The sequence below is a fragment of the Shinella yambaruensis genome (assembly GCF_022899355.1).
GTDB lineage: Bacteria > Pseudomonadota > Alphaproteobacteria > Rhizobiales > Rhizobiaceae > Shinella > Shinella yambaruensis.
In genome coordinates this window covers 197790-217753 of sequence record NZ_JALJCK010000010.1, presented here as the reverse complement: position 1 = coordinate 217753, position 19964 = coordinate 197790, and the positions used below count along the sequence as shown (strand labels likewise).

Annotated in this window: 17 protein-coding genes; 6 read left to right on the top strand and 11 right to left on the bottom strand. The window is 64.5% G+C overall.

What is annotated here, in order from left to right; translation table 11 throughout:
- Window positions 1–63 precede the first annotated feature (63 nt).
- Both MUU56_RS23055 and MUU56_RS23050 read right to left on the bottom strand, forming a co-directional pair.
- Window positions 64–1257: an extensin-like domain-containing protein gene (locus tag MUU56_RS23055; RefSeq protein ID WP_244769680.1), complete on the bottom strand. Its 1194-nt coding sequence runs from the start codon at window positions 1255–1257 to the stop codon at window positions 64–66.
- Window positions 1258–2015: 758 nt separating this feature from the next.
- Complete coding sequence (locus MUU56_RS23050; RefSeq protein WP_244769604.1) at window positions 2016–3836, bottom strand: methyl-accepting chemotaxis protein; 1821 nt, start codon at window positions 3834–3836, stop codon at window positions 2016–2018.
- Window positions 3837–4041: 205 nt separating this feature from the next.
- On the opposite strand from MUU56_RS23050, the gene MUU56_RS23045 reads away from it, so the two are divergent.
- Window positions 4042–4428: an acyl-CoA thioesterase gene (locus MUU56_RS23045; protein WP_244769603.1), complete on the top strand. Its 387-nt coding sequence runs from the start codon at window positions 4042–4044 to the stop codon at window positions 4426–4428.
- Window positions 4429–4445: 17 nt separating this feature from the next.
- The gene (locus tag MUU56_RS23040; protein ID WP_244769602.1) at window positions 4446–5036 is read left to right on the top strand and encodes a hypothetical protein; all 591 of its coding nucleotides are present in this window, start codon (window positions 4446–4448) and stop codon (window positions 5034–5036) included.
- Window positions 5037–5038: 2 nt separating this feature from the next.
- Here MUU56_RS23040 and MUU56_RS23035 read toward each other — a convergent pair whose 3' ends face one another.
- The 5 genes from MUU56_RS23035 to MUU56_RS23020 form a co-directional block, all read right to left on the bottom strand.
- On the bottom strand, window positions 5039–6208 hold the full coding sequence (locus MUU56_RS23035; RefSeq protein WP_244769601.1) for a DUF1501 domain-containing protein: 1170 nt from the start codon (window positions 6206–6208) through the stop codon (window positions 5039–5041).
- 9 nt (window positions 6209–6217) lie between these two features.
- Entirely contained in the window at window positions 6218–7684 is a 1467-nt protein-coding gene (locus tag MUU56_RS23030; RefSeq protein ID WP_398431452.1) for a DUF1800 domain-containing protein, read from the bottom strand.
- A gap of 57 nt (window positions 7685–7741) precedes the next feature.
- On the bottom strand, window positions 7742–8095 hold the full coding sequence (locus MUU56_RS23025) for a DMT family protein (protein WP_244769600.1): 354 nt from the start codon (window positions 8093–8095) through the stop codon (window positions 7742–7744).
- Window positions 8096–8152: 57 nt separating this feature from the next.
- Window positions 8153–8284: a hypothetical protein gene (locus MUU56_RS32735; RefSeq protein ID WP_263193643.1), complete on the bottom strand. Its 132-nt coding sequence runs from the start codon at window positions 8282–8284 to the stop codon at window positions 8153–8155.
- A 125-nt stretch (window positions 8285–8409) separates the two neighbouring features.
- Window positions 8410–8997: an NAD(P)H-dependent oxidoreductase gene (locus MUU56_RS23020; RefSeq protein ID WP_244769599.1), complete on the bottom strand. Its 588-nt coding sequence runs from the start codon at window positions 8995–8997 to the stop codon at window positions 8410–8412.
- 88 nt (window positions 8998–9085) lie between these two features.
- Between MUU56_RS23020 and MUU56_RS23015 the strand changes: the two genes are divergently transcribed.
- On the top strand, window positions 9086–10054 hold the full coding sequence (locus MUU56_RS23015) for a LysR family transcriptional regulator (RefSeq protein WP_244769598.1): 969 nt from the start codon (window positions 9086–9088) through the stop codon (window positions 10052–10054).
- On the opposite strand, the gene MUU56_RS23010 is transcribed toward MUU56_RS23015, so the two are convergent.
- Both MUU56_RS23010 and MUU56_RS23005 read right to left on the bottom strand, forming a co-directional pair.
- Window positions 9999–10775: a LytR/AlgR family response regulator transcription factor gene (locus MUU56_RS23010; protein WP_244769597.1), complete on the bottom strand. Its 777-nt coding sequence runs from the start codon at window positions 10773–10775 to the stop codon at window positions 9999–10001. The two genes, MUU56_RS23015 and MUU56_RS23010, sit on opposite strands and share 56 nt — an antisense overlap.
- A 4-nt stretch (window positions 10776–10779) precedes the next feature.
- The gene (locus MUU56_RS23005; protein WP_244769596.1) at window positions 10780–11871 is read right to left on the bottom strand and encodes a sensor histidine kinase; all 1092 of its coding nucleotides are present in this window, start codon (window positions 11869–11871) and stop codon (window positions 10780–10782) included.
- Window positions 11872–12074: 203 nt separating this feature from the next.
- On the opposite strand from MUU56_RS23005, the gene MUU56_RS23000 reads away from it, so the two are divergent.
- Window positions 12075–12707, top strand: coding sequence for a calcium-binding protein (locus MUU56_RS23000; protein WP_244769595.1), 633 nt, complete (start codon window positions 12075–12077; stop codon window positions 12705–12707).
- 51 nt (window positions 12708–12758) lie between these two features.
- Here MUU56_RS23000 and MUU56_RS22995 read toward each other — a convergent pair whose 3' ends face one another.
- Window positions 12759–13703, bottom strand: coding sequence for a hypothetical protein (locus tag MUU56_RS22995; protein ID WP_244769594.1), 945 nt, complete (start codon window positions 13701–13703; stop codon window positions 12759–12761).
- Between the two features lie 113 nt (window positions 13704–13816).
- Here MUU56_RS22995 and uvrB point away from each other — a divergent pair, with 113 nt between their 5' ends.
- Window positions 13817–16894, top strand: a complete 3078-nt coding sequence (gene uvrB, locus MUU56_RS22990) for an excinuclease ABC subunit UvrB (RefSeq protein WP_244769593.1) — start codon at window positions 13817–13819, stop codon at window positions 16892–16894.
- 14 nt (window positions 16895–16908) lie between these two features.
- Here uvrB and MUU56_RS22985 read toward each other — a convergent pair whose 3' ends face one another.
- The gene (locus MUU56_RS22985; protein ID WP_244769592.1) at window positions 16909–18909 is read right to left on the bottom strand and encodes an ATP-dependent nuclease; all 2001 of its coding nucleotides are present in this window, start codon (window positions 18907–18909) and stop codon (window positions 16909–16911) included.
- Between the two features lie 622 nt (window positions 18910–19531).
- Between MUU56_RS22985 and MUU56_RS22980 the strand changes: the two genes are divergently transcribed.
- Window positions 19532–19954: a hypothetical protein gene (locus tag MUU56_RS22980; RefSeq protein ID WP_244769591.1), complete on the top strand. Its 423-nt coding sequence runs from the start codon at window positions 19532–19534 to the stop codon at window positions 19952–19954.
- Window positions 19955–19964 lie beyond the last annotated feature (10 nt).

Here is a 19964-nt window from a genome sequence, read left to right as displayed (position 1 = left end):
CGCGCTGCCACCCCTTTTCGACCGGCGGCCCCGCCGGTCTTTTTTTGTCCCGGGATCAGGCAGCTACAGGCTGCAGTGCCTGTAGCCGGACTTGCGCACCCTGAGGTCGAAGTGGAAATGGTCCTTGTGGTAGCGGTCGCTGCCGGGGCCGAGCACGGTGGAGAAGTACTTGCAGCTGTCGCTGCGCACCGACTTCAGCAGACCCTTCTCGCGGAAGGCGAAGAAGCCCTTCTTCTCGATGGCGATCGCCTTGCCGTTCTTCAGCACGATCTTGCCGACGTCGATGGCATTGCCCTTGGCATGCTCCGACATGGCGGCGCCGCGCTGCGAGTTCATGGTGCGGCAGGAATAGGAGGACATCTGGTGGATGGCCGAGACGCCCGAGAGGTAGCGCGCGCGGCTGGAGGGAACCAGCTCGTGCTTCACCCAGCGCGCGAAGGCCTCGGTGATCTGGCAGTTGACCTGTGCGGCCGGCTTGATCTGGATGCCGCCGGAAAGGCCGGACAGCTCGATCGGCCAGGCGATGCCGCAGGAGCGCCCGCGGGAAATGCGCGGCACGTCGCGGAACTTGACGCCGAGCTTTGCCAGGCGCTGGCGGCAGGCCTTTTCCGAGGCCGGCATGCCGCCCATGGTCTCCGGCGTCTGCATCGGGTTGTTGAGGCGCGGCAGGAAGGCGACCTGCTCGCCCCCGCTCGCCTGCCGTCGGCGGGTCGTCGCCTTGTCCGGCACCTGGAGATAGCCGCCGCCGTCCGGCGCCTCGCCAAGCTCGACGCCGGCCTCCGACATCGGGATCGTCGCCGGCTGGCCGACCTGCTGCGGCGTCTCCGAGCCGATGCCGCCGACGACAACCTGGGTGGCGTTGCCCTCCGCGATCTCGCCCGCCTGCGCCTCCGCCAGCCCCTCGACGCGCCCGACACCGAGCCCCGCATCCATGTTGACGCCGCCTTCCGGCACGGTCAGCACGCCGGAGGAGGCCTGGACGGGCTCCGTGATGCCCATCGCCTCGTCGCTGTCGATCATCGGCAGGCGCTTCTTCTGTGCAGGCGCGGCCATCGCCGTATCGGCCTCGACCGGGTAGTCCGCGAGATCCCCGCCCGTATCGCCAATATCGGCGGCGGGATGCTGCGAAACCTCCTCCGAAGGCCGGATGGCGCCGACGATGTCGTCGGGCGGGGTCATCCCCCCGGAACAGGCGGCCAGCATCGCCGGGACGAGGAACAGCCCGAGCGGTCGGCGCAGACGAGAAACAAACGCAATACCCATTGTCACTTCCGCCAGCCCTGCCCCGCGTCCCGCGGGTCCCGGTTGCGCACATTGTTGTCCGGTCATGGTGCAGGCCGCTTTTGTCCGCATTCGGACGGGACAAGCCCGAAACCGGACGCGAAAAGCGATCGTCCTGCATTTCCAGAGGATTTTCGCGCAACAGGGTAAAGGAACCGTTCCCAGGCGCCCCGCGAGATTAACGGGGGCGAAACCGCTCCGTGGCCCCCCCTCTGCCCTGCCGGGCATCTCCCCTTGTGGGCAGGCGAATTGCTTATGGACTGAGGCGACGCGTCTTGCCCCCTTCTCCCCCGCGGGGAGAAGGTCGCGGCAGCGGGATGAGGGGGTGGCGAAGACGTCAGACGGTGTGCAAGCCCCCTCATCCGGCCCTTCGGGCCACCTTCTCCCCGTGGGGGAGAAGGGAAAGCAGCAGCGTGCCATATGCAATTCGTCTGCTGCCCTGCCGGGCATCTCCCCCCAAAGGGGGAGATCGGCAAGAGACGAGGCAGAGTTCAATCAGCAACGTTTGAGATGGGCGAGACGGCTCTCCATCCAATCTCCCCCCTTGAGGGGGAGATGCCCGGCAGGGCAGAGGGGGGTGTTGCCACACAGGACCACATTCCTTTTGAGGGAGACACAGGCCTTCATGGCCAACCTCCCCGTCGCAACTGCGGACACCCCCCGGCACCGACCCCAACGAAAAACCCCGGCGCCTTGGGCACCGGGGCAAGCGTGTCCGGAGATCGTCTTTTGCGTTATGCCGCGCGGCGCCGGTGGTCCGCCGCTCCGGCTGCGTTCAGCCGGAAATTGCCGAGCAGGGCCTTCAGCTGCTCGCTTTCCTGGGTCAGCGTCTGGCCGGCCGCGTTGGTTTCCTCCACCATGGCGGCGTTCTGCTGGGTCATCTGGTCCATCTGGTTGACGGCCGTGTTCACCTCGGCAAGGCCGGTCGCCTGCTCGCGCGCGGCGGTGGCGATGGAGTTCACCTGGTCGTTCACCTTGTTGACCAGCGCCTCGATCTCGGTCAGCGCATCGCCCGTCGAGCGCACCAGCGCGACGCCGGTGCCGACCTCGGCCGCCGAATTGCTGATCAGCCCCTTGATCTCCTTGGCCGCATTGGCCGAGCGCTGGGCAAGCTCGCGCACCTCCTGCGCCACGACCGCAAAGCCGCGGCCGGCCTCCCCTGCCCGCGCCGCCTCGACGCCGGCATTGAGGGCGAGAAGGTTGGTCTGGAAGGCGATCTCGTCGATGACGCCGATGATCTGGCTGATGCGGCTGGACGCGTCCTCGATACGGCTCATCGCGGCGACGGCGTCGCGCACGATCGTGCCGGAGCGGCCGGTCGACTGCTTGGTCTCGGCCACCATGCGGCTCGCCTCGGCGGCGCGGTCGGAGGCGTTGCGCACCGTCGCGGTGATCTCGTCGAGCGCGGCGGCGGTCTCCTCCAGCGAGGCCGCCTGCTGCTCCGTGCGGTGCGACAGGTTGTTGGCCGCCTCCGCGATGCCGCCGGCGCTGCCGTGCACGATGTCGGTGGAGCGGGCAATGGCGTTGATGACGCTGGAGAGCGCGTCGACGGCGCGGTTGAAGTCGTCGCGCAGCTTGGCATATTCCGGCGCGATCGCCTGGATCGAGACCGTCAGGTCGCCATTGGCAAGGCGCTCCAGCGCCTGGCCGACCGTGTTCATGGCGTCCGCCTGGCCCTGGCTCACGGCCTGCTGGCGGCGCTCGCCCTCGCTGCGTTCCTCCTCGAGGCGAACCTGCTGCTCGCCCTCGCGAAGGCGAAGCTCGGCGCGCTCGGCGACCGACTGGCGCAGGATCGACACGACCTTGGCCATCTCGCCGATCTCGTCCTTGCGGTCCGTTTCCGGCACGTCACCGGACACATCCTCATCGGCGATCGCCTGCATCGAGGCCTTCAGGCGCGAGACCGGGCCGGTCACGCTCTTCACGATGCCGTAGGCGGCGAGGATGATGGCGAGGCCCCCGAGGGCGAGGATGACCGCCGTTTCGATGGCGTTGCGGCGGAACATGGCGGCAAGGTCGTCCGCATAGACGCCCGTGCCGACGATCCAGCCCCACGGGGCGAAGCCCGCGACATGCGAATATTTCAGCACCGGCTGCTCGAAGCCCGGCTTCGGCCACAGATAGTCGACGAAATCCTGGCCGGTCGGGCTTCCCTTCACGGCCTTCACGAATTCGACGAAGATCTTCTTGCCGGTCGGGTCGGCCATGCCGGACTGGTCCGTGCCGTCGAGCTCCGGCTTGATCGGATGCATGACGATCACGGCGTTCATGTCGTTGATCCAGAAGTAGCCGCTGTCCTCGTAGCGCAGCGCCCGCACCGCGTCCTTCGCCCGCGTCTGCGCCTCTTCGCGGGTCAGCGTGCCGGCGGTCTCGAGCGCGTGATAGTGCTGGAAGAGCGTCAGCATGCTCTCGTCCATCGCCGCCAGCTTCGACTTGCGCTCGGCCACCATCGCTTCCTGGTAATGATAAAGGCTGTAGACGAGCGCCGCGACGACGATGGTCAAGGCAAGACCGACGAGCAATGACAGACGCATGGATATTCTGAGATTCTTCACCGGGCTCTCCTCAATGGACGCGGCACTCCAACCTTTCCGAAAGTCCGGGAAACCCTTTAAAATCGCCTAAAATTGCAATCATCAATTTTTAGAGGTTGAAAATACTCGAAAATACCGATCGTCGGGTTTCGGCCGGCCGCGACGTGCCCTCTTCCGCCATCGCGCGCATTCCGTTAGACCGGTATCAGCCAGGAAGAGGATGCGCATGACCGACACCAGCAGGCCCAATGGACAACTCACCCTTCGCACGCTTGCCATGCCGGGCGATGCCAATGCCGCGGGCGATATTTTCGGCGGCTGGGTCATGGCGCAGATGGACCTTGCCTCGGGCATCCGCGCCGCCGAGCGCGCGCAGGGCCGCGTCGTCACCGCCGCGGTCAAGGAAATGGCCTTCGACCTGCCGGTGAAGATCGGCGACACGCTCAGCATCTATACGGATATCGTGCGCGTCGGCCGCACCTCGATCACGCTGTCGGTCGAGGCCTGGGCACAGCGCTATCTCACCACCACGCTGGAAAAGGTCACGGGCGCCACCTTCGTCATGGTCGCGCTGGACAAGGACGGCCATCCGACCCCCGTTCCGGTCGAATAGCGGCCGGGAGGCCCGCCATGGAGCACACCGCCCCCGATCCCGCCATCTTCAGCCATGTGCGCGTCGTCATCGGCATGGTGGTGAGCCTCAGCCTTGCGCGCCTGCTGACGGGCGTCGCGCTCTTCATCCAGCATCCGGGTAAGCTGAAGCCCTACCCCGTCCACCTCGCCTGGGCCGGTTTCCTCCTCCTGTTCCTCCTGCATTTCTGGTGGTGGGAGTTCCGCCTGCAGGCGCTGACGACGATCGGCTTCGGCGTCTATCTCTTCCTGATCAGCTATTGCTGCCTGTTCTTCCTGCTCGCCGTGCTGCTGTTTCCCACGACGCTCGACGACTATGCCGGATACGAGGACTATTTCTACTCGCGCCGCAAATGGTTCTTCGGCGCCTTCGCCCTCGTCTTCGCGGTTGATCTCCTTGATACGGCACTGAAGGGAGAGGCCTATTTCGGCTCCTTCGGCTATGAATACCCGATCCGCAACGTCGTCTTCATCGCGCTCTGCCTTCTTGCCGCCGCAACGGCCAGCCGCCGCTTCCACGCCGCCTTTGTCGGCCTCGGCATCGTCTACCAGCTGAGCTGGATCTTCCGCGCCTTCGACATGCTGGAATAGGGTCAGCCGCGCAGATAGGCCGCGTGCCTGTCGAAGCTCAACCCCGGGAAGACCGCGGTTTCGAGGTCCCGCGCCGAAATGCCGAACTGCTGGCGCAGCATGGCCGCCGCCAGCTGGCGCAGGTCCGTGGTCGGGCGAAGGTCGCGCCCGTCGAGCAGGTCACTGTCCGAAAGCGACGGCCAGTCGCGGTAGACCTTGCCCCCCGCCACGGCACCGCCCGCCAGGACGGCAAGGCCGCCCGTGCCATGGTCGGTGCCTTGCGAACCGTTTTCCCGCGCCGTGCGCCCGAATTCGGTGATCGCCAGGATCGCCGTCTTGCGCCAGACCACCGGCGACAGGTTCGCCTTCAGCGTGGTGATGGCCGTCACGAGCTCATCGACCGGCTTCAGAAAGATTTTCGACTGGGAGAGATGCGTATCCCAGCCGGTAATGGAGAAGCTGGCGATGCGATAGTCAGTCGAAAGCATGCCGGCCGCGAACTTTGCCACGGACTGGGTGCCCACGCTGCGCTTCTCGGTGCCGTAGAGCCTGTCCGACAGCATGTCCGTCACCATCGCCTCGCCGAGGGCGGCGGCAAAGGCCGGGTCGTTTCGATAGAGCTGCACGAAAAAGGCCTGCTCGTCCTCGGCCAGCGCGAGATCGGCGCGCGTCGACCAGACATCGACCGGGCTGTCACCCGAAAGGATCAGCTCCGCCGTCGCGTTGATGTCGATCGCCCGGCGATCGGCCGGCTGCGGGATACTGGCGATGGCGCGGTTGAGCCAGCCGGTGCGCTCGCCCTGTACCGCCGCACCGCCGCTCTCCAGAATGTCCTGCCCGTCGAAATGGCTGCGTTCGTTGCGATAGGGCGTGGAGGTGGCGTGGAGGAAGCCGAGTTCACCCGCATTCCACAGCGGCAACAGGGCCTTGGCTGCGGGGTGAAGGCCGAAGAAGCCGTCGAGATCGAGGAGGCCGTCATCGGCCCCGAGCGCCAGTTTCGGCCGCAGCAGCCTGAGCGCTGGGTCGCCGTAGGGCTGCACCAGCGAAAGCCCGTCCATTCCCCCGCGCAGAATGATCGTCACCAGCCTGTTCTCGCCCGGCATCGCGGCAAAGCTGACCGGCGTGACGAGCGGCGAAGCGGCAAGGCAGCAGGCTCCGGACAGGAAGGCGCGGCGATTGATCTGGCTGGCCATGGTCCACTCCTAACGATGGTTGAACTCGGGAGATGCCAGCACCATCGCCAGCGCCACCTCGCGGTTCGGCGCACGCGAGATGATCTCGATCGTGTCCGCCCGCGCCGTTTCCGCCATCGTATCCTTCAGAAAGGTGCGGGGATCGATGCCACTGCCAAATTGCGTCGCAAGCCGTTGCGCAAAGGCGATCCGCCCGGTGATCTGGCTGGCGGTGATCCAGGCGATGGGGCCTTCCTCCCAGCCCGCCGGGCTCGGTGGGGTCCAGAGCGGCTGCCCGAGCAGGTCAAGCGCCCCGGCGGTCAACGGATTGGTGACGAGCGCCGCCTTTCCGTCAGCCGTCATCATCGTCACATCCTCCAGCGCCGCGACGTCAGCAACCGGTCGCACGCCCTTCGTTCTTTTCTTCGGCTCCAGCTCAGCCACCGGCACGTTCAGCGCCCGCAGCGCCGCGACGACGAAATCGAAGGGTTGCCGCACCTTGCGCCCGTGCTCCTCCCAACTCCGCGGATGTTCCAGCATCGCTTGGTAGACGGCAAGAAGATGCCCGTCACTGCGCTTCCAGGCCGACACCATAGCCGCCACCACCGCCTCCGGCGGATCGTCGGCGATGAAATGCACGACGAGCTTGCGGCAGATATGACGACAGGTTTCCTCGCGCGCGGCCAGGTCGTCGAGCATGTCGTGGATCTGCTCGATCTGCCGCAGCTTGCCGCCATAGGCGCGGCCAAGCACGCGATAAGTGCCCGGCTCGGCCGCTCGCGGGCGGAAGGCCGTCTCGTAGAGCGGCGCTCGGAACCACAGACCGGTCAACACATAGGCCGCCGAACGGACATCCTTCTGACTATAGCCGCTGCCCGCGCCCATCGTATGTAGTTCGATCAGTTCGCGCGCGAGGTTTTCATTGAGCCCGCGCCCCGATTTCCGCCCCTCCGACGATTTGGGGCCGACCGAGCGATGCTGGTCGAGATAGATCAGCATGGCTGGATGCAGCACCGCCGCCTTCAGAAGATCGGCGAAGCGGCCCGCAAGGTTCGGCCGCACCGCCTCCGCCTCCTGCAATGGCGTCAGCAGGCGCATCACGCCACCCTTGCGCACATCGACCGAGAAATGGTCGCACCAGAAAGCGGCAAGCCGCTCGAAGAAGGCGTTGGGAGAGAGGACGGCCTGGCGTACCTTCAGGTGCCGGTCACGCTGAAACGTATTGGCCATCACGATATTGGGAGGATTGACGCTGACGCCATCAATCTTTTCCAGCGTATTGCTGTCGCGCGCCGTATAGAAGGCGCGCAATATCTTTTGATAGGCGGGAAGCCGCGCGCGCCGTCCCTCCATGCCCTCGTGGGGAAAGAGGCAGGTCTCGCGGGTCCCGCGCTCCACCTGGCGCAGGAGCGCATCGACGCTCTCCGGCGCCGCCTCGCCTGGCCTTCGGCCGTAGCCGAAACGTATCGACGCCATGGTCGTAAAGGTCGTGGTCACGCAAGCCTCATCCGATCCGTGCCATGCTTACGCCGGAATGCGACTATTTTAGGAGCCCTATCCCTTGAACACAAACGTCGCGCCGGCTGCGATCAGCAGGAAGCCGATGGCGTGGTTCCAGGTCAGGCTCTCCTTCAGCCAGAAGACCGAGAAGCCGGCGAAGACGACAAGGGTGATCACCTCCTGGATCGTCTTGAGCTGGGCCGCCGAATAGACCTCGTGGCCGATGCGGTTGGCCGGCACCGCCAGGCAATATTCGAAGAAGGCGATGCCCCAGCTGGCCAGGACCGCGACGAGAAGCGGCGCGGACTTGAACTTCAGGTGCCCGTACCAGGCGAAGGTCATGAAGACGTTGGAGAGGCAGAGCAGCACGATCGGCCAGACGGCCGCCGGAGTGAGGCTGAAGGGCATCGCGAATCCTGATTCTTAAGGAGGTCGGACAAGGGCATACCCGACCCGCCGCCGCCGTCAAGACCACCGCTCCGAAATCGCCCGGAGGGACAGATCCTCCCCGCCCGGCCGCTGCTCCGCCTTCGCGAGGACGACCAGCGCGGCGGTGAGCATCGGCCCGCCGTTGAAGGGATGCAGTGCCCGCAGCATGCCGGACCCCAAATTCTGCACGGCAACGAACGGCACGGCTTGCGGGACATGGGGCCGCGCGGCCAGCCCCGCCCACCGCCGCGCCGCGGCTTTTCGGGCGATGCAGGAGCGATCGCCGCAATGGCTCACCCCCAGGCCTCGACGAGATAGCGGCGCGGATCGTCCTCCGGCTCGCCCGCCTTACGCCAGGCTTCGAGCGTGGCGGCATAGTCCCGGCCGGCGGAAAACAGCGAGAGCTCGTCGCGCGTGTCCGCCCGGTAGACGAGGAAGGGCGGCTGCCACGGCAAACCGCAGCGATGGGCGGTCGCCTCCAGCGGGCGCAGCAGCTCCGCCATGGTGAACCGGTTGGCGCCACCGGGGGCATAGGCTTCCGGCACATTGCCCGCCGTCGCCGCGACGAGCAGCGGCTTGCCCGCCAGCAGGCGGCCCTCCGCCTCGTCGTGGATGTAGACCATGCGGGTGAGCACCGCATCCTGCCAGGCCTTGAGGAGCGGCGGCGTGGAATACCACTGGATCGGGAATTGCAGCACGATACGATCGGCCGAAAGCAGCCGGGCCGCCTCCTCGCCGGCATCGATCCTGCCGTCCGGGTAGAGCGCGTACAGGTCGATGAGTTCGACATCCGGCAGCCGCAGGGCCGAGGCGGCGAGCACGGCATTGGCGCGCGAGCGGGCGAGATCGGGGTGAAAGAGAAGGATCAGTGTCTTGCTCATGGCGTCGTCTCCTGTGTTGACGCAACCAGGATGCTGCACGACATGAAATCATTCCAATGGATGATTCATATGTGATATTATTGGTTTCATGAATTTACGATCGATCGACCTCAACCTTCTCGTCGTGCTCGATGCCCTGCTCGACGAGGCGCATGTCTCGCGCGCCGCCGCAAAGCTGAACCTGTCGCAGCCGGCGACATCGAGCGCGCTGGACCGCTGCCGCCACCTGTTCGGCGATCCGCTGCTGGAGCGCGGCAAGGGCGGCATGCGCCTGACGCCGCGGGCGGACGCGCTGCGCGACCCGCTGAAGACCCTCCTCGCCGGCATCGCCGCCGTCGTCGATGCGCCGGAGGAACCGCTCGCCGAGATCCGCCGGACGGTGCGCATCGTCACGGCGGACCATCCGGGCATCCTGATCGCCGGCCCGCTGCACCGGGCGCTCGCCGGCTCCGCCCCCGGCATCGATATCGTCATCCAGCCCTGGCATGGCGCATCGGCGGCGCTGGAGGCTCTGGCGCGCGGGGCGAGCGACATCGCGGTCTCGGTCTTCCCCAGCGTCGACGCGGCCGCCTTCCATTGCGAGACGGTGCTGGAGGAACACTATGTCGTGGCGATGCGCCGGGACCATCCGGCCGCCCGCGGCTTCTCGCTCGACGGCTGGCTCGCCTATCCGCACATCCTGGTCTCCGGCCGCGGCGATACCCGCAGCGGCTTCGACGACCAGCTTTCCGCCCTCGGCCGCAGCCGCCGCGTCGGCATCGTCGTGCCGAGCTTCCTGATGGTGCCGCCGCTCCTTGAGGAAAGCGATCTCATCGCCATGATGCCGAGCCATTGCCTGCCGGCGGATGCGGCGGCCCGCTTCCACGTCGCCCGGCCGCCGATCCCCGTTCCCGGCTTTCCGCTGCACATCGCCTGGCACCGCCGCCGCGAAAAGGATCGCGCCGTCCGGCATGTCGCCGACATGCTGCGCGATCTGCTGGCCGGCGCCGACGCGCCCGCCCTCACCCCTGCATCAGCCCGTCCCGCACCGCCCGCAGGTAGGTCCGGCCGACCTTGATCTCGGTCTCGTCGCGCAGCACCACATGCAGCACGCCGAGCGGCCCGCGCTTCACGCGCACCACCTGGTCGCGCCGCACGATCGCACTGCGGCTGATGCGCAGGAAATCCTCCGCCGGCAACCGCCGCTCCAGCGCCGAGAGGCTCTCGTTGTAGAGAAAGCTGCCCTGCTCGGCGTGCAGCTGCACATAGTCGCCGGCGGCCTGGAACCGCAGCACCTTTTCAGCAGGGATGCGGATGGTCTCCCGGCGCGATTTCACCCAGAATTGCGTCGGCCGCGTCGCCTGTTCGCGCAGCGCCTTGCGCAGCGCGGCGACGGTTTCGCGCAGCTCCGTCACCGCGTCCCGGTTCTCGCGGGCGACGATCATCGCGCGCGCCCGCTCGAGCGCCTGCCGCAGCCGTTCCGGCGTCACCGGCTTCGTCAGGTAGTCCACGGCATTGCATTCGAAGGCGCGGATGGCGTGATGGTCGAAGGCGGTGACGAAGATCGGCAGCGGCGCGTGCGGGCCGGTCTGCTCCAGCACGTCGAAGCCGCTGCCGCCGGGCATCTGGATATCGAGCAGCAGCACGGCGGGTGCGAGAGCGGCGATCTGCTCGAGCGCCTGCGGGACGTCGCCGGCCTCGCCGGCAACGCTCACGCCGTCGATCGCCGCGAGCATGCGGACCATGCGACGCCGGGCGATCGGTTCGTCATCGATGATAAGAACGGAAACTTCGGTCATGCGATCATGCGGTCCTGATGGGCATGGTCAGGGTCACGCGGAACCGGCCGTCGCCGGTCCGGCCGTAGTGATACCCGCTCGCGCCGGGAAAGCGCCGCGCCAGGCGCTCGCCGACATTTCTGAGGCCGATGCCGAAGCTCGCCGCGCCGGGCAGCTGGTCGGCAAGCGCCATGTCGTTCTCGACGAGGAGCCAGAGGCGCCCCGCCTCCTGCCTGGCGCGGATGGCGATGGTCACGCCGCCCGCCTTGCGGCAGGCGCCGTGCTTGACGGCGTTCTCGACGAGTGGCTGGAGGATGAGGCTCGGCACCAGGACCTTGCGCAGCTCCTCCGGCAGGTCGATCTCCACTCCCATGCGGTCGGAAAAGCGGCGCTGCTCGATGGTGAGATAGCCGGTCTGCAAGGCGACTTCCTCCTCCAGCAGCAGGTCCTGCAGCGGATCGAGCGCCAGCGTCGTGCGCAGATAGGCCGAGAGGGAGAAGACCATGTCGCGCGCATCGTCGCGCTCGCCCTCCTCGATCAGCCCGGCCATCGAATTGAGCGTGTTGAACAGGAAGTGCGGGTTGAGTTGGTAGCGCAGCGCCCGCATCTGCGCCGCCATGGCCTCCTCGCGCATCAGCGCCAACCGCCGCTCGTGGTCGCGCAGGTCGAAACTGTAGGACAGGGCGAGGAACAGGCAGCTCCAGCCGAAATAGAGCGACGTGCCGTAGATGACGTTGTAGGCGATGCCCGTCATGTCCCACACCGGCGCCGCGGGATAGACGCAGATCGCGTAGATCGCATGGTCGATGCCGCAGTAAAGCACGCCGCCGACGAGCGACAGGGTGAAGCAGAGCGCGGCCTTCGCCGGCAGCGGCAGCGCCTTCAGCCGGACCAGCAGCATCGTCAGCAGCGCCGCCAGCAGCGCGGCCATCGCCAGGAGAAAGACCTTGCCGACGGCCGAGTCGACCGGATCCGTGCCCGCCAGCCCCCACAGCAGGCTGGAGCTCAGGAAGACGGCAAGCAGATACAGCCCGCCGAAGCGCAACGTTGCCCGTTGCAGCTGCGACTCGCTCTGTTCGGCGTGAGGAATGAATGGCAGACTCGATACAGTGCTCATTGCGCGAATAATCGTTTTTTCCCTGAAAACTGTCGAGTGCCGTTCAGCGACGAAAATCAGCCGTTCACCGAAAGGCCGCCTGTTGGGCTGGCGCTTTGCATCCTTTCGCCGCTCCTGCGCTTCACAAGCCGGACAGCGCCCGACCATTCATGCGCACCGGTTGGCTGGACGCCGCCGATGTTTCATGATTCCGGAGATATTCCATGGCTACACTCAAAGGCGACAACAAGAACAACTTCCTGATGGCGGACCCGATGAACGGCGATTCCGTCTACAAGATCTACGGCTACGGCGGCAACGACCGGATTTTCGGCCACTCCAGCGCCTACAACAAGATTTACGGCGGCAATGGCAACGACATCATCTATGGCGGCGACTTCAAGAACTACATCGAAGGCGGCAAGGGCAACGACCAGATCCACGGCGGCGATGGCCGCGACGTCATCATCGGCGGCGCCGGTGTCGACAAGATGTGGGGCGGCGACGGCGGAGACCGCTTCGTCTTCAAGAGCATCGCGGAGATCGGCAAGGCCGAGGGCCGCCGCGACGTGATCGAGCAGTTCAAGTCGAACACGTTCGACGGCCGCGACAAGATCGACCTCTCCGCCATCGACGCCATCGCCGGCACCAAGAAGAACGACGCCTTCACCTTCGTGGCCAAGGAAGGCGCGGCCTTCAGCGGCAAGAAGGGCGAGCTGACCTGGACCGAGACCCAGCTCAACAACGGCCACTACACCAAGCTCGTCATGGGCGACGTCAACGGCGACAAGAAGGCCGACTTCATCCTGGAAGTCGATTCCTTCGGCGACCTCTACAAGGGTGACTTCATCCTCTGATCGCTCCTCCCAGGCGACGCGAAACGCCGGCCCGGCCGGCGTTTCGTGTTCCTAGCCGATCTTGCGCACGAGCTGCGCCGTCGCCAGCAGCGTCACAAGATCGCGGATCATCGGCCGGATGTAGCGGTCGAAGTCGATGGGCGTATCCACCGGCGGCAGCTCGAAGAAATCCTTCCTGGTCGGCACCAGCAGGTAGCATTCGCGCCCCGTGAGGGCGAGGCGCACCACGTCGTCCCGCCACACGCTCGCGAGATAGTCCAGCGCCTTCGCGAGCGTGCCCTGCACGATCGGCGTCGCCGCCTCCGCGCGGTCGGTGCGGAACTCGTGCGACACGTCCACCTCCACATTGCCGCTCGTCACCAGCGCCAGCCGGGAGCCGCCGAAGAGGTCGCGCATGAAGCGGTGCACGGCGTTCGGCTTGCGCGCGGCGATCAAGAGGCCGGGAAACTCCTCCTCCCGCAGGAAATGGAAGATCACGCCCTTGAAGGTGGTCTGCCGGCTCTTGCCGCTGCCGGTACTCAGCTCCGTTTCGGAAAGCGTGAAGGCCAGCCCTTCGTGCACGCCGGCGATCATGTCGCCATGCACGGCGCGGTCGCGCTGTACGAACTCCTTGCCCGGCATGCCGGCGATGAAGCGCGGCGTCGCGCCGTGAACGTACTGCACCTCGTCGACGAAGCCGAAGACCAGCGGCAGCATGCGGTCGCGCAGCGTCTGCTGGAAGCGCTTTGCCGGCGCCACGGCGAATTTCCAGACGAAGGTTCCCCCGACGATCAGCGCGGCCAGCGTGACGAAGGTCCAGTCCTCCTCGATCTGTGTCGCGACGAGATAGAGCACGAGCACCGAGAAGAGCAGGTAGACACCGAGCAGCAGCGTCACGGTGACATACATGTCGCGCGCCACCTTCGGTCGCGCCGCGTTGTACTCCGCCACCGCACCGTGCAGCGCGTCCAGCGAGCCCTCCTTCGGCATCAGTGCCGCCTCGTCCACCGTGCTCATGCGCGCCCCCAGACCGTGTTTCGAGGATAACGGCCGGGGACGGCGGCAAATTCGTTTCCCTTTTGTACTCACGCCCCCTTTCCTTTCCGGATGACTCTCTCCATATTCCCCGCATGGCCAGATCACCGAAGAAATCCCCGCCCTCGAACCCCGGTTTCGAGGAAGCCCCGCAGTCGGACTTCGAGGGCGCGCCGCTCAGCGGCAGCGTCTCCGACTGGGTGAAGCAACTCGAGGCCGAGGCGGAGGCCGCGAGCGTCGAGAGCCGCCGCGAGGTCGCCTCCAAGGCGGGCAAACACCGCAAGACGGTGGAGAACGCCGCCCGCCGCCACACCGAGCAGGTCACGGTCTCGAAAACCTCCCGCGGCGTCTCGATCGGCGGCTCGTCCGACCCGAAGACCCGCGCCGCCGCCGGCCTGATGCCCGTCTCCGGCCTCGACGTCTCGCTGGAGGATGCCGCCGCGCTGGAGAAGGGCTCCGGCGTCACCGCCACCGTGGAAGCCCTGTCGAAGCTCATCGAGAGCGGCAACCCCCTCTTCAAGGACGGCAAGCTCTGGACGCCGCACCGCCCCGCCCGGCCGGAAAAGTCGGAAGGCGGCATCCCGATCCGCATGATCAGCGACTACCAGCCCGCCGGCGACCAGCCGACGGCCATCAGGGACCTCGTCGACGGCCTTTCCGACGGCGAGCGCAGCCAGGTCCTGCTCGGCGTCACCGGCTCGGGCAAGACCTTCACCATGGCCAAGGTGATCGAGGAGACGCAGCGCCCCGCCGTCATCCTCGCGCCGAACAAGACATTGGCCGCGCAGCTCTACAGCGAGTTCAAGAACTTCTTCCCGGAAAACGCGGTCGAATATTTCGTCTCCTACTACGACTATTACCAGCCGGAGGCCTATGTCCCGCGCTCGGACACCTATATCGAGAAGGAATCGTCGATCAACGAGCAGATCGACCGCATGCGCCACTCCGCGACGCGCTCGCTGCTGGAGCGCGACGACTGCATCATCGTCGCCTCGGTCTCCTGCATCTACGGTATCGGCTCGGTCGAGACCTACACCGCCATGACCTTCCAGATGGAGGTCGGCGAACGGCTCGACCAGCGCCAGTTGCTGGCCGATCTCGTCGCCCAGCAATACAAGCGCCGAGAGATGGATTTCCAGCGCGGCTCCTTCCGCGTGCGCGGCGACACGATCGAAATCTTCCCCGCCCACCTTGAGGATGCCGCCTGGCGCATCTCGATGTTCGGCGACGAGATCGACGCGATCACCGAGTTCGACCCGCTGACCGGCCAGAAGACCGGCGACCTGAAATCGGTGAAGATCTACGCCAACAGCCACTACGTCACCCCCCGCCCGACGCTGAACGGCGCGATCAAGGGCATCCGCGAGGAGCTGAAGCACCGCCTCGCCGAGCTGGAAAAGGCCGGCCGCCTGCTCGAGGCGCAGCGCCTCGAGCAGCGCACGCGCTACGACCTCGAAATGCTGGAGGCCACCGGCTCCTGCGCCGGCATCGAGAACTATTCGCGCTACCTGACGGGCCGCCGCCCCGGCGAGCCGCCGCCGACCCTCTTCGAATACGTGCCCGACAACGCGCTGATCTTCATCGACGAAAGCCACGTCACGATCCCGCAGATCGGCGCCATGTACCGCGGCGACTTCCGCCGCAAGGCGACGCTGGCCGAATACGGCTTCCGCCTGCCCTCCTGCATGGACAACCGCCCCCTGCGCTTCGAGGAATGGGACGCCATGCGCCCGGACACCATCGCCGTCTCGGCGACGCCCGGCGGCTGGGAGCTGGAGCAGTCCGGCGGCGTCTTCGCCGAGCAGGTCATCCGCCCGACCGGCCTCATCGACCCGCCCGTCGAGGTGCGCCCGGCCAAAAGCCAGGTCGACGACGTGCTGGGCGAGATCCGCGAGACCGCGCAGGCCGGCTACCGCACGCTCGTCACCGTGCTCACCAAGCGCATGGCCGAGGATCTTACCGAATACCTGCACGAGCAGGGCGTGCGCGTGCGCTACATGCACTCGGACATCGACACGCTGGAGCGCATCGAGATCATCCGCGACCTGCGCCTCGGCGCCTTCGACGTGCTGGTCGGCATCAACCTCTTGCGCGAGGGCCTCGACATTCCCGAATGCGGCTTCGTCGCCATCCTCGACGCCGACAAGGAAGGTTTTTTGCGCTCGGAGACGTCGCTCATCCAGACCATCGGGCGCGCGGCGCGAAACGTCGACGGCAAGGTCATCCTCTATGCCGACCAGATCACCGGCTCCATGCAGCGCGCCATGGACGAGACGAGCCGCCGCCGCGAAAAGCAGGTGGCCTACAACGAGGCCAACGGCATCACCCCGGAATCGGTGAAGGCGAAGATCTCCGACATCCTCGATTCGGTCTACGAGCGCGACCACGTCCGCGCCGACATTTCCGGCGTCTCCGGCAAGGGTTTCGCCGATGCCGGCCACCTCGTCGGCAACAACCTGAAGGCCCATCTCGAAGCGCTCGAAAAGCAGATGCGCGACGCCGCCGCCGACCTCGACTTCGAAGCCGCCGCCCGCATCCGCGACGAGATCAAGCGCCTCAAGGCCGCCGAACTCGCCGTCATGGACGATCCGATGGCGCGGGACGAGGCAAAGGCGCAGGAAGGTGGAGCAAAGAGTGGGAAACCCCACCGCGAGTCGATCTCCCCCCTTGAGGGGGGTGAGGAGCGGTCCGCGCAGCGGAGCAATCGATCCAGTGAATCGATTGCAGCGACGAACGCCGGCAGGACAGAGGGGGGTGCCGCTTCTGGCAAGACCGCCTCAAAATCCCTCTTCCAGAAACCCTCGCTCGACGACATGGGCCCGGGCACCGACACCGAGCGCCCGCTCTTCCGCAAGCCGCACCTGGACGAGATGGGCCGCGACGTCGCGACCCCGGCGGGCAGATCCCTCTTCCGCAAGAACACGCTCGACGAAATGACCGTCGGCCGCACCGAAAAACCCGTCACCGGCGACCTGCCGGACCGCCCCCCGGAAACCATCGGCACCAAGAAGCGCCAAGCCCCCCTCCCCGAAGGCCAGCCCGACCGCGCCGCCAGCGCCGAGGACGCCAAGCCGGTGAGGCGCGGGAAGATCGGCGTCGGGAGTTATGAGGACCCGGCGGAGGTAAAGCGCAAGGGGCGGACGAAGGGGAAAACGGGGCGGCCGGGGCGGTAAAGGGCCTTACTTCCTCACATTCTTCTGACGGTCTCAATTATTCGGTCGAGTGTATCGTAGCTGATATGCGCGTCATTTGCCCTCATCAAGAAGGAGCTTACTACTGCAGGAGTCTTAACCGCATCGGTTAAGCTCAACCCAAAATCGTTGCAAACTCGATCCATGAGTTCGCGGTACTGATCTCCTGTTTCTGACCGTAAATAGTTTTCCAAATTTCCTTCGAAGCAAGAGTACAAATCGAACACACCAACAGGAAAATCTTCAGGCTTTTCTACATTGCATATGCTTTGTATATTACGGTTTCTTTTTGCAGACGCCTTTGGATCCTTGGCGGTACTATCATTGTCAAAGACAACGTGAACTGGGATACCTAGAGACCTAAAGGCAAAAAGCGGCTTGTCAATTTTTGTTTTCCCTCCGACTTCGATGACAGAAATACCCTCTTTTTGAGCAGAACTATTCTTACATAGAAGTGCAGCCTCCAAGATAGCTTTATCTGACACTCCCTCCACAAGAATTATTTTCTCGGCCAGAAAACCTTCTGAAACTTCCCGATTAAAGATGTGCAAAGTAGCAGAAAATGCTTCATTACTTAGAGGTCTAGCTGCACCTACAACAGTAGCCATTCCCTGGCTGAATTGCTCAATTGAAAGAGATTTCGCTTGGGTAATTACATCTCCAGATATATTTTTCTTTGAGATAATTCTTATATTCGATACATCTTTAATAGAAACAAATTTCTCCGAATGCGTAGCAAATATAATTTGAATTCTTATTCCACTCTTACGATTGAAAGCATCGGTTATTTCTTTAAACGCGTCATAAAACAGAACTTGCTTTATAGGATGCTGATATATCTCCGGCTCTTCAATTAGAAGGATAATATCACTCTGCGGATCCGAAAATTCTGGCCCGCTTTCCTTGCCATTGCCTTGTTCTGTTTGCTCCTCCGCTAGAAATTGGACGAGCGAGAAAAAAATCGCACGTTGCAAACCGTGGCCGACATGCGCGACATCTACCTTTAAGCCACGATGTACAACGGTAATTAGTGGATTGGGAAAGGTGACGTTTATCTCGTTTGCTTTACTTAGATCGGCAACTAAATTTGTATCAGCGTAGTATCTGGAAACTGCGCTCGTAAGGCGGGTGCTTATCCCCGCGAGTTGCGGCACGCTTGATGGATCGGAAAGTTCGGCAATTCGCTTGTTAGCGCTCTCAATAAATTCAGTAAATTCACTCTTATTCTCGAACGTTTGCTTTACTATCTCATTGAGAAGGCCAACAACGGGGCTTCGTTTGGCATCACTTGTTTCTTCCGACGTATCCTTCACGGCAGGAACAAGTCGCACAGACGTTTTCTTTTTTAGCTTTCCATTAGCGACATTCTTGGCGCCGAAGAACCCTCTAACTTTCTTAAATTGCAGTTTCGACGAGTTCTCCCGCTCCCAAGCGCGAAGATTTTCTTCCATTTCTTCACCAGTTGCAGGTGCTAGATCCGGATAGTTTTTTCGCAGATCTGAATATATTGACCTCTTTTTCGTTCCATTATTCTCGTCTCTAAAATTCTCAAAAGCAGGGTTTATGTCTGCGAACACGGCATACTCGCCGCTTTCTTGTGCCATCCCTCCAAATTCTCTGACAATACGCAATCGGCCGCCTTTGACCGCTCCACCAAACTCTCGGATTTCTTCTGGTGTCAAATTCTCAAACTCAATCGAGATCGAGATGGTCCGCGTCTGATCGTGCAGGTAATAGTCCGCCGGCGTCATCTTCGCTGCGGCATCAAAAAATAGATCAATCGCCTTCAGAATTGTGGATTTTCCGCAATTATTTGCACCTACGAGTGATGTCAGTTTCCCAAAATCGGCTTCAAGGTGTTCAATAGAGCGGAAGTTATCTAGTACTACTTTTGATATCTGCATGCGCGCCTCCAACACGCTGAATGATGCACGGTTTAGTTGCATTTGCAATATCCGCTGTTTCCTATTTTCCCCACCCCCACCCACCCATGCCATACTCCCCTCATCCCGCCGCGGATACACCGCAAGGCGTTGCGGCGAGGCGGGGTCGGCGCTTTTGGCGGGGGACGGACGTAAGCCGTCGCCAAGGGGGCTCGCGGAAAATGGTCTCCCTCCGGCGACACGGGGGAAGCGCCAGGGCGTCGGACCGGCCCTGTCGTTTCAGCCCCGGACGGCGCGTCGGGCGTGCCTGTGCGGCACACAAGGAGGCCGGGCGTGACGGATGCGTCGGCATCGTCCGCCGGAGCGGTGTTTTCCCGGGAAAGGCGTAAAAACCTTTCCGTCCGGACCGGGCTCAGGGCGAGCCCGCCCGGCGCGCAAAACCGGACAGAACCCGCCCCGGAAACCGGCGGCCAACATTCTTGCGCCCGGCCTTTGCAGAGAGACCCAAGTCGCGGGCAGAAACCGCCGAACGGGGCGCTGAAAGGCGTCATATACATATTTCTGACCCGGCGGCTTCCAGCGCCCCGTCCGAAAGCCGATGCACGGACCCCGGCGCGGTTCTTTTCCACGCGCGGCGATGCGGACCCGTGTCCGCACGACTTCAAGGCCGGAGCGAGCACCGGACGCGGCGTCTTTGCGCCCCCGGCCCCGCCTCCCCCATCTCAGAGGAACCCCGATGCCCAGGACGTACCAGCTTCCCCCGCCCGACCGTCACCTGCTCGCCCGCGCGGCCGAGATGCTGGCTCTGCCGCAGCGCGTCTGCCACATCCGCGCCTGCCGCCGCCAGGGGCGCTGCGCCTGGTTCTTCCACGGCACGCAGGAGCCCTGCTGCCTCGCCAATCTCGACGCGGCGCAGCGCCGCCTGTTCGACGACTTCGTCGCGGTCGCGCGCGACGTCCGGGATCTCGGCAATTCCTGGGGCAAGCTCTCCTTCGCCTCGCCCTGGCGCGAGACCCGCGCCCTGCAGGACGCCGCGGTGGAGGTCGCCCGCCCGCTCCTGCGGGGCGCCGCGCTTACCGAGTTCCGCGCCTTCGCCGCCGCGCGGGCGAAAAAGCCGCCGGTGCGCTACGAGGGCGACGAGCCGCCGCTGACGGTTTGAGACGGCGCGG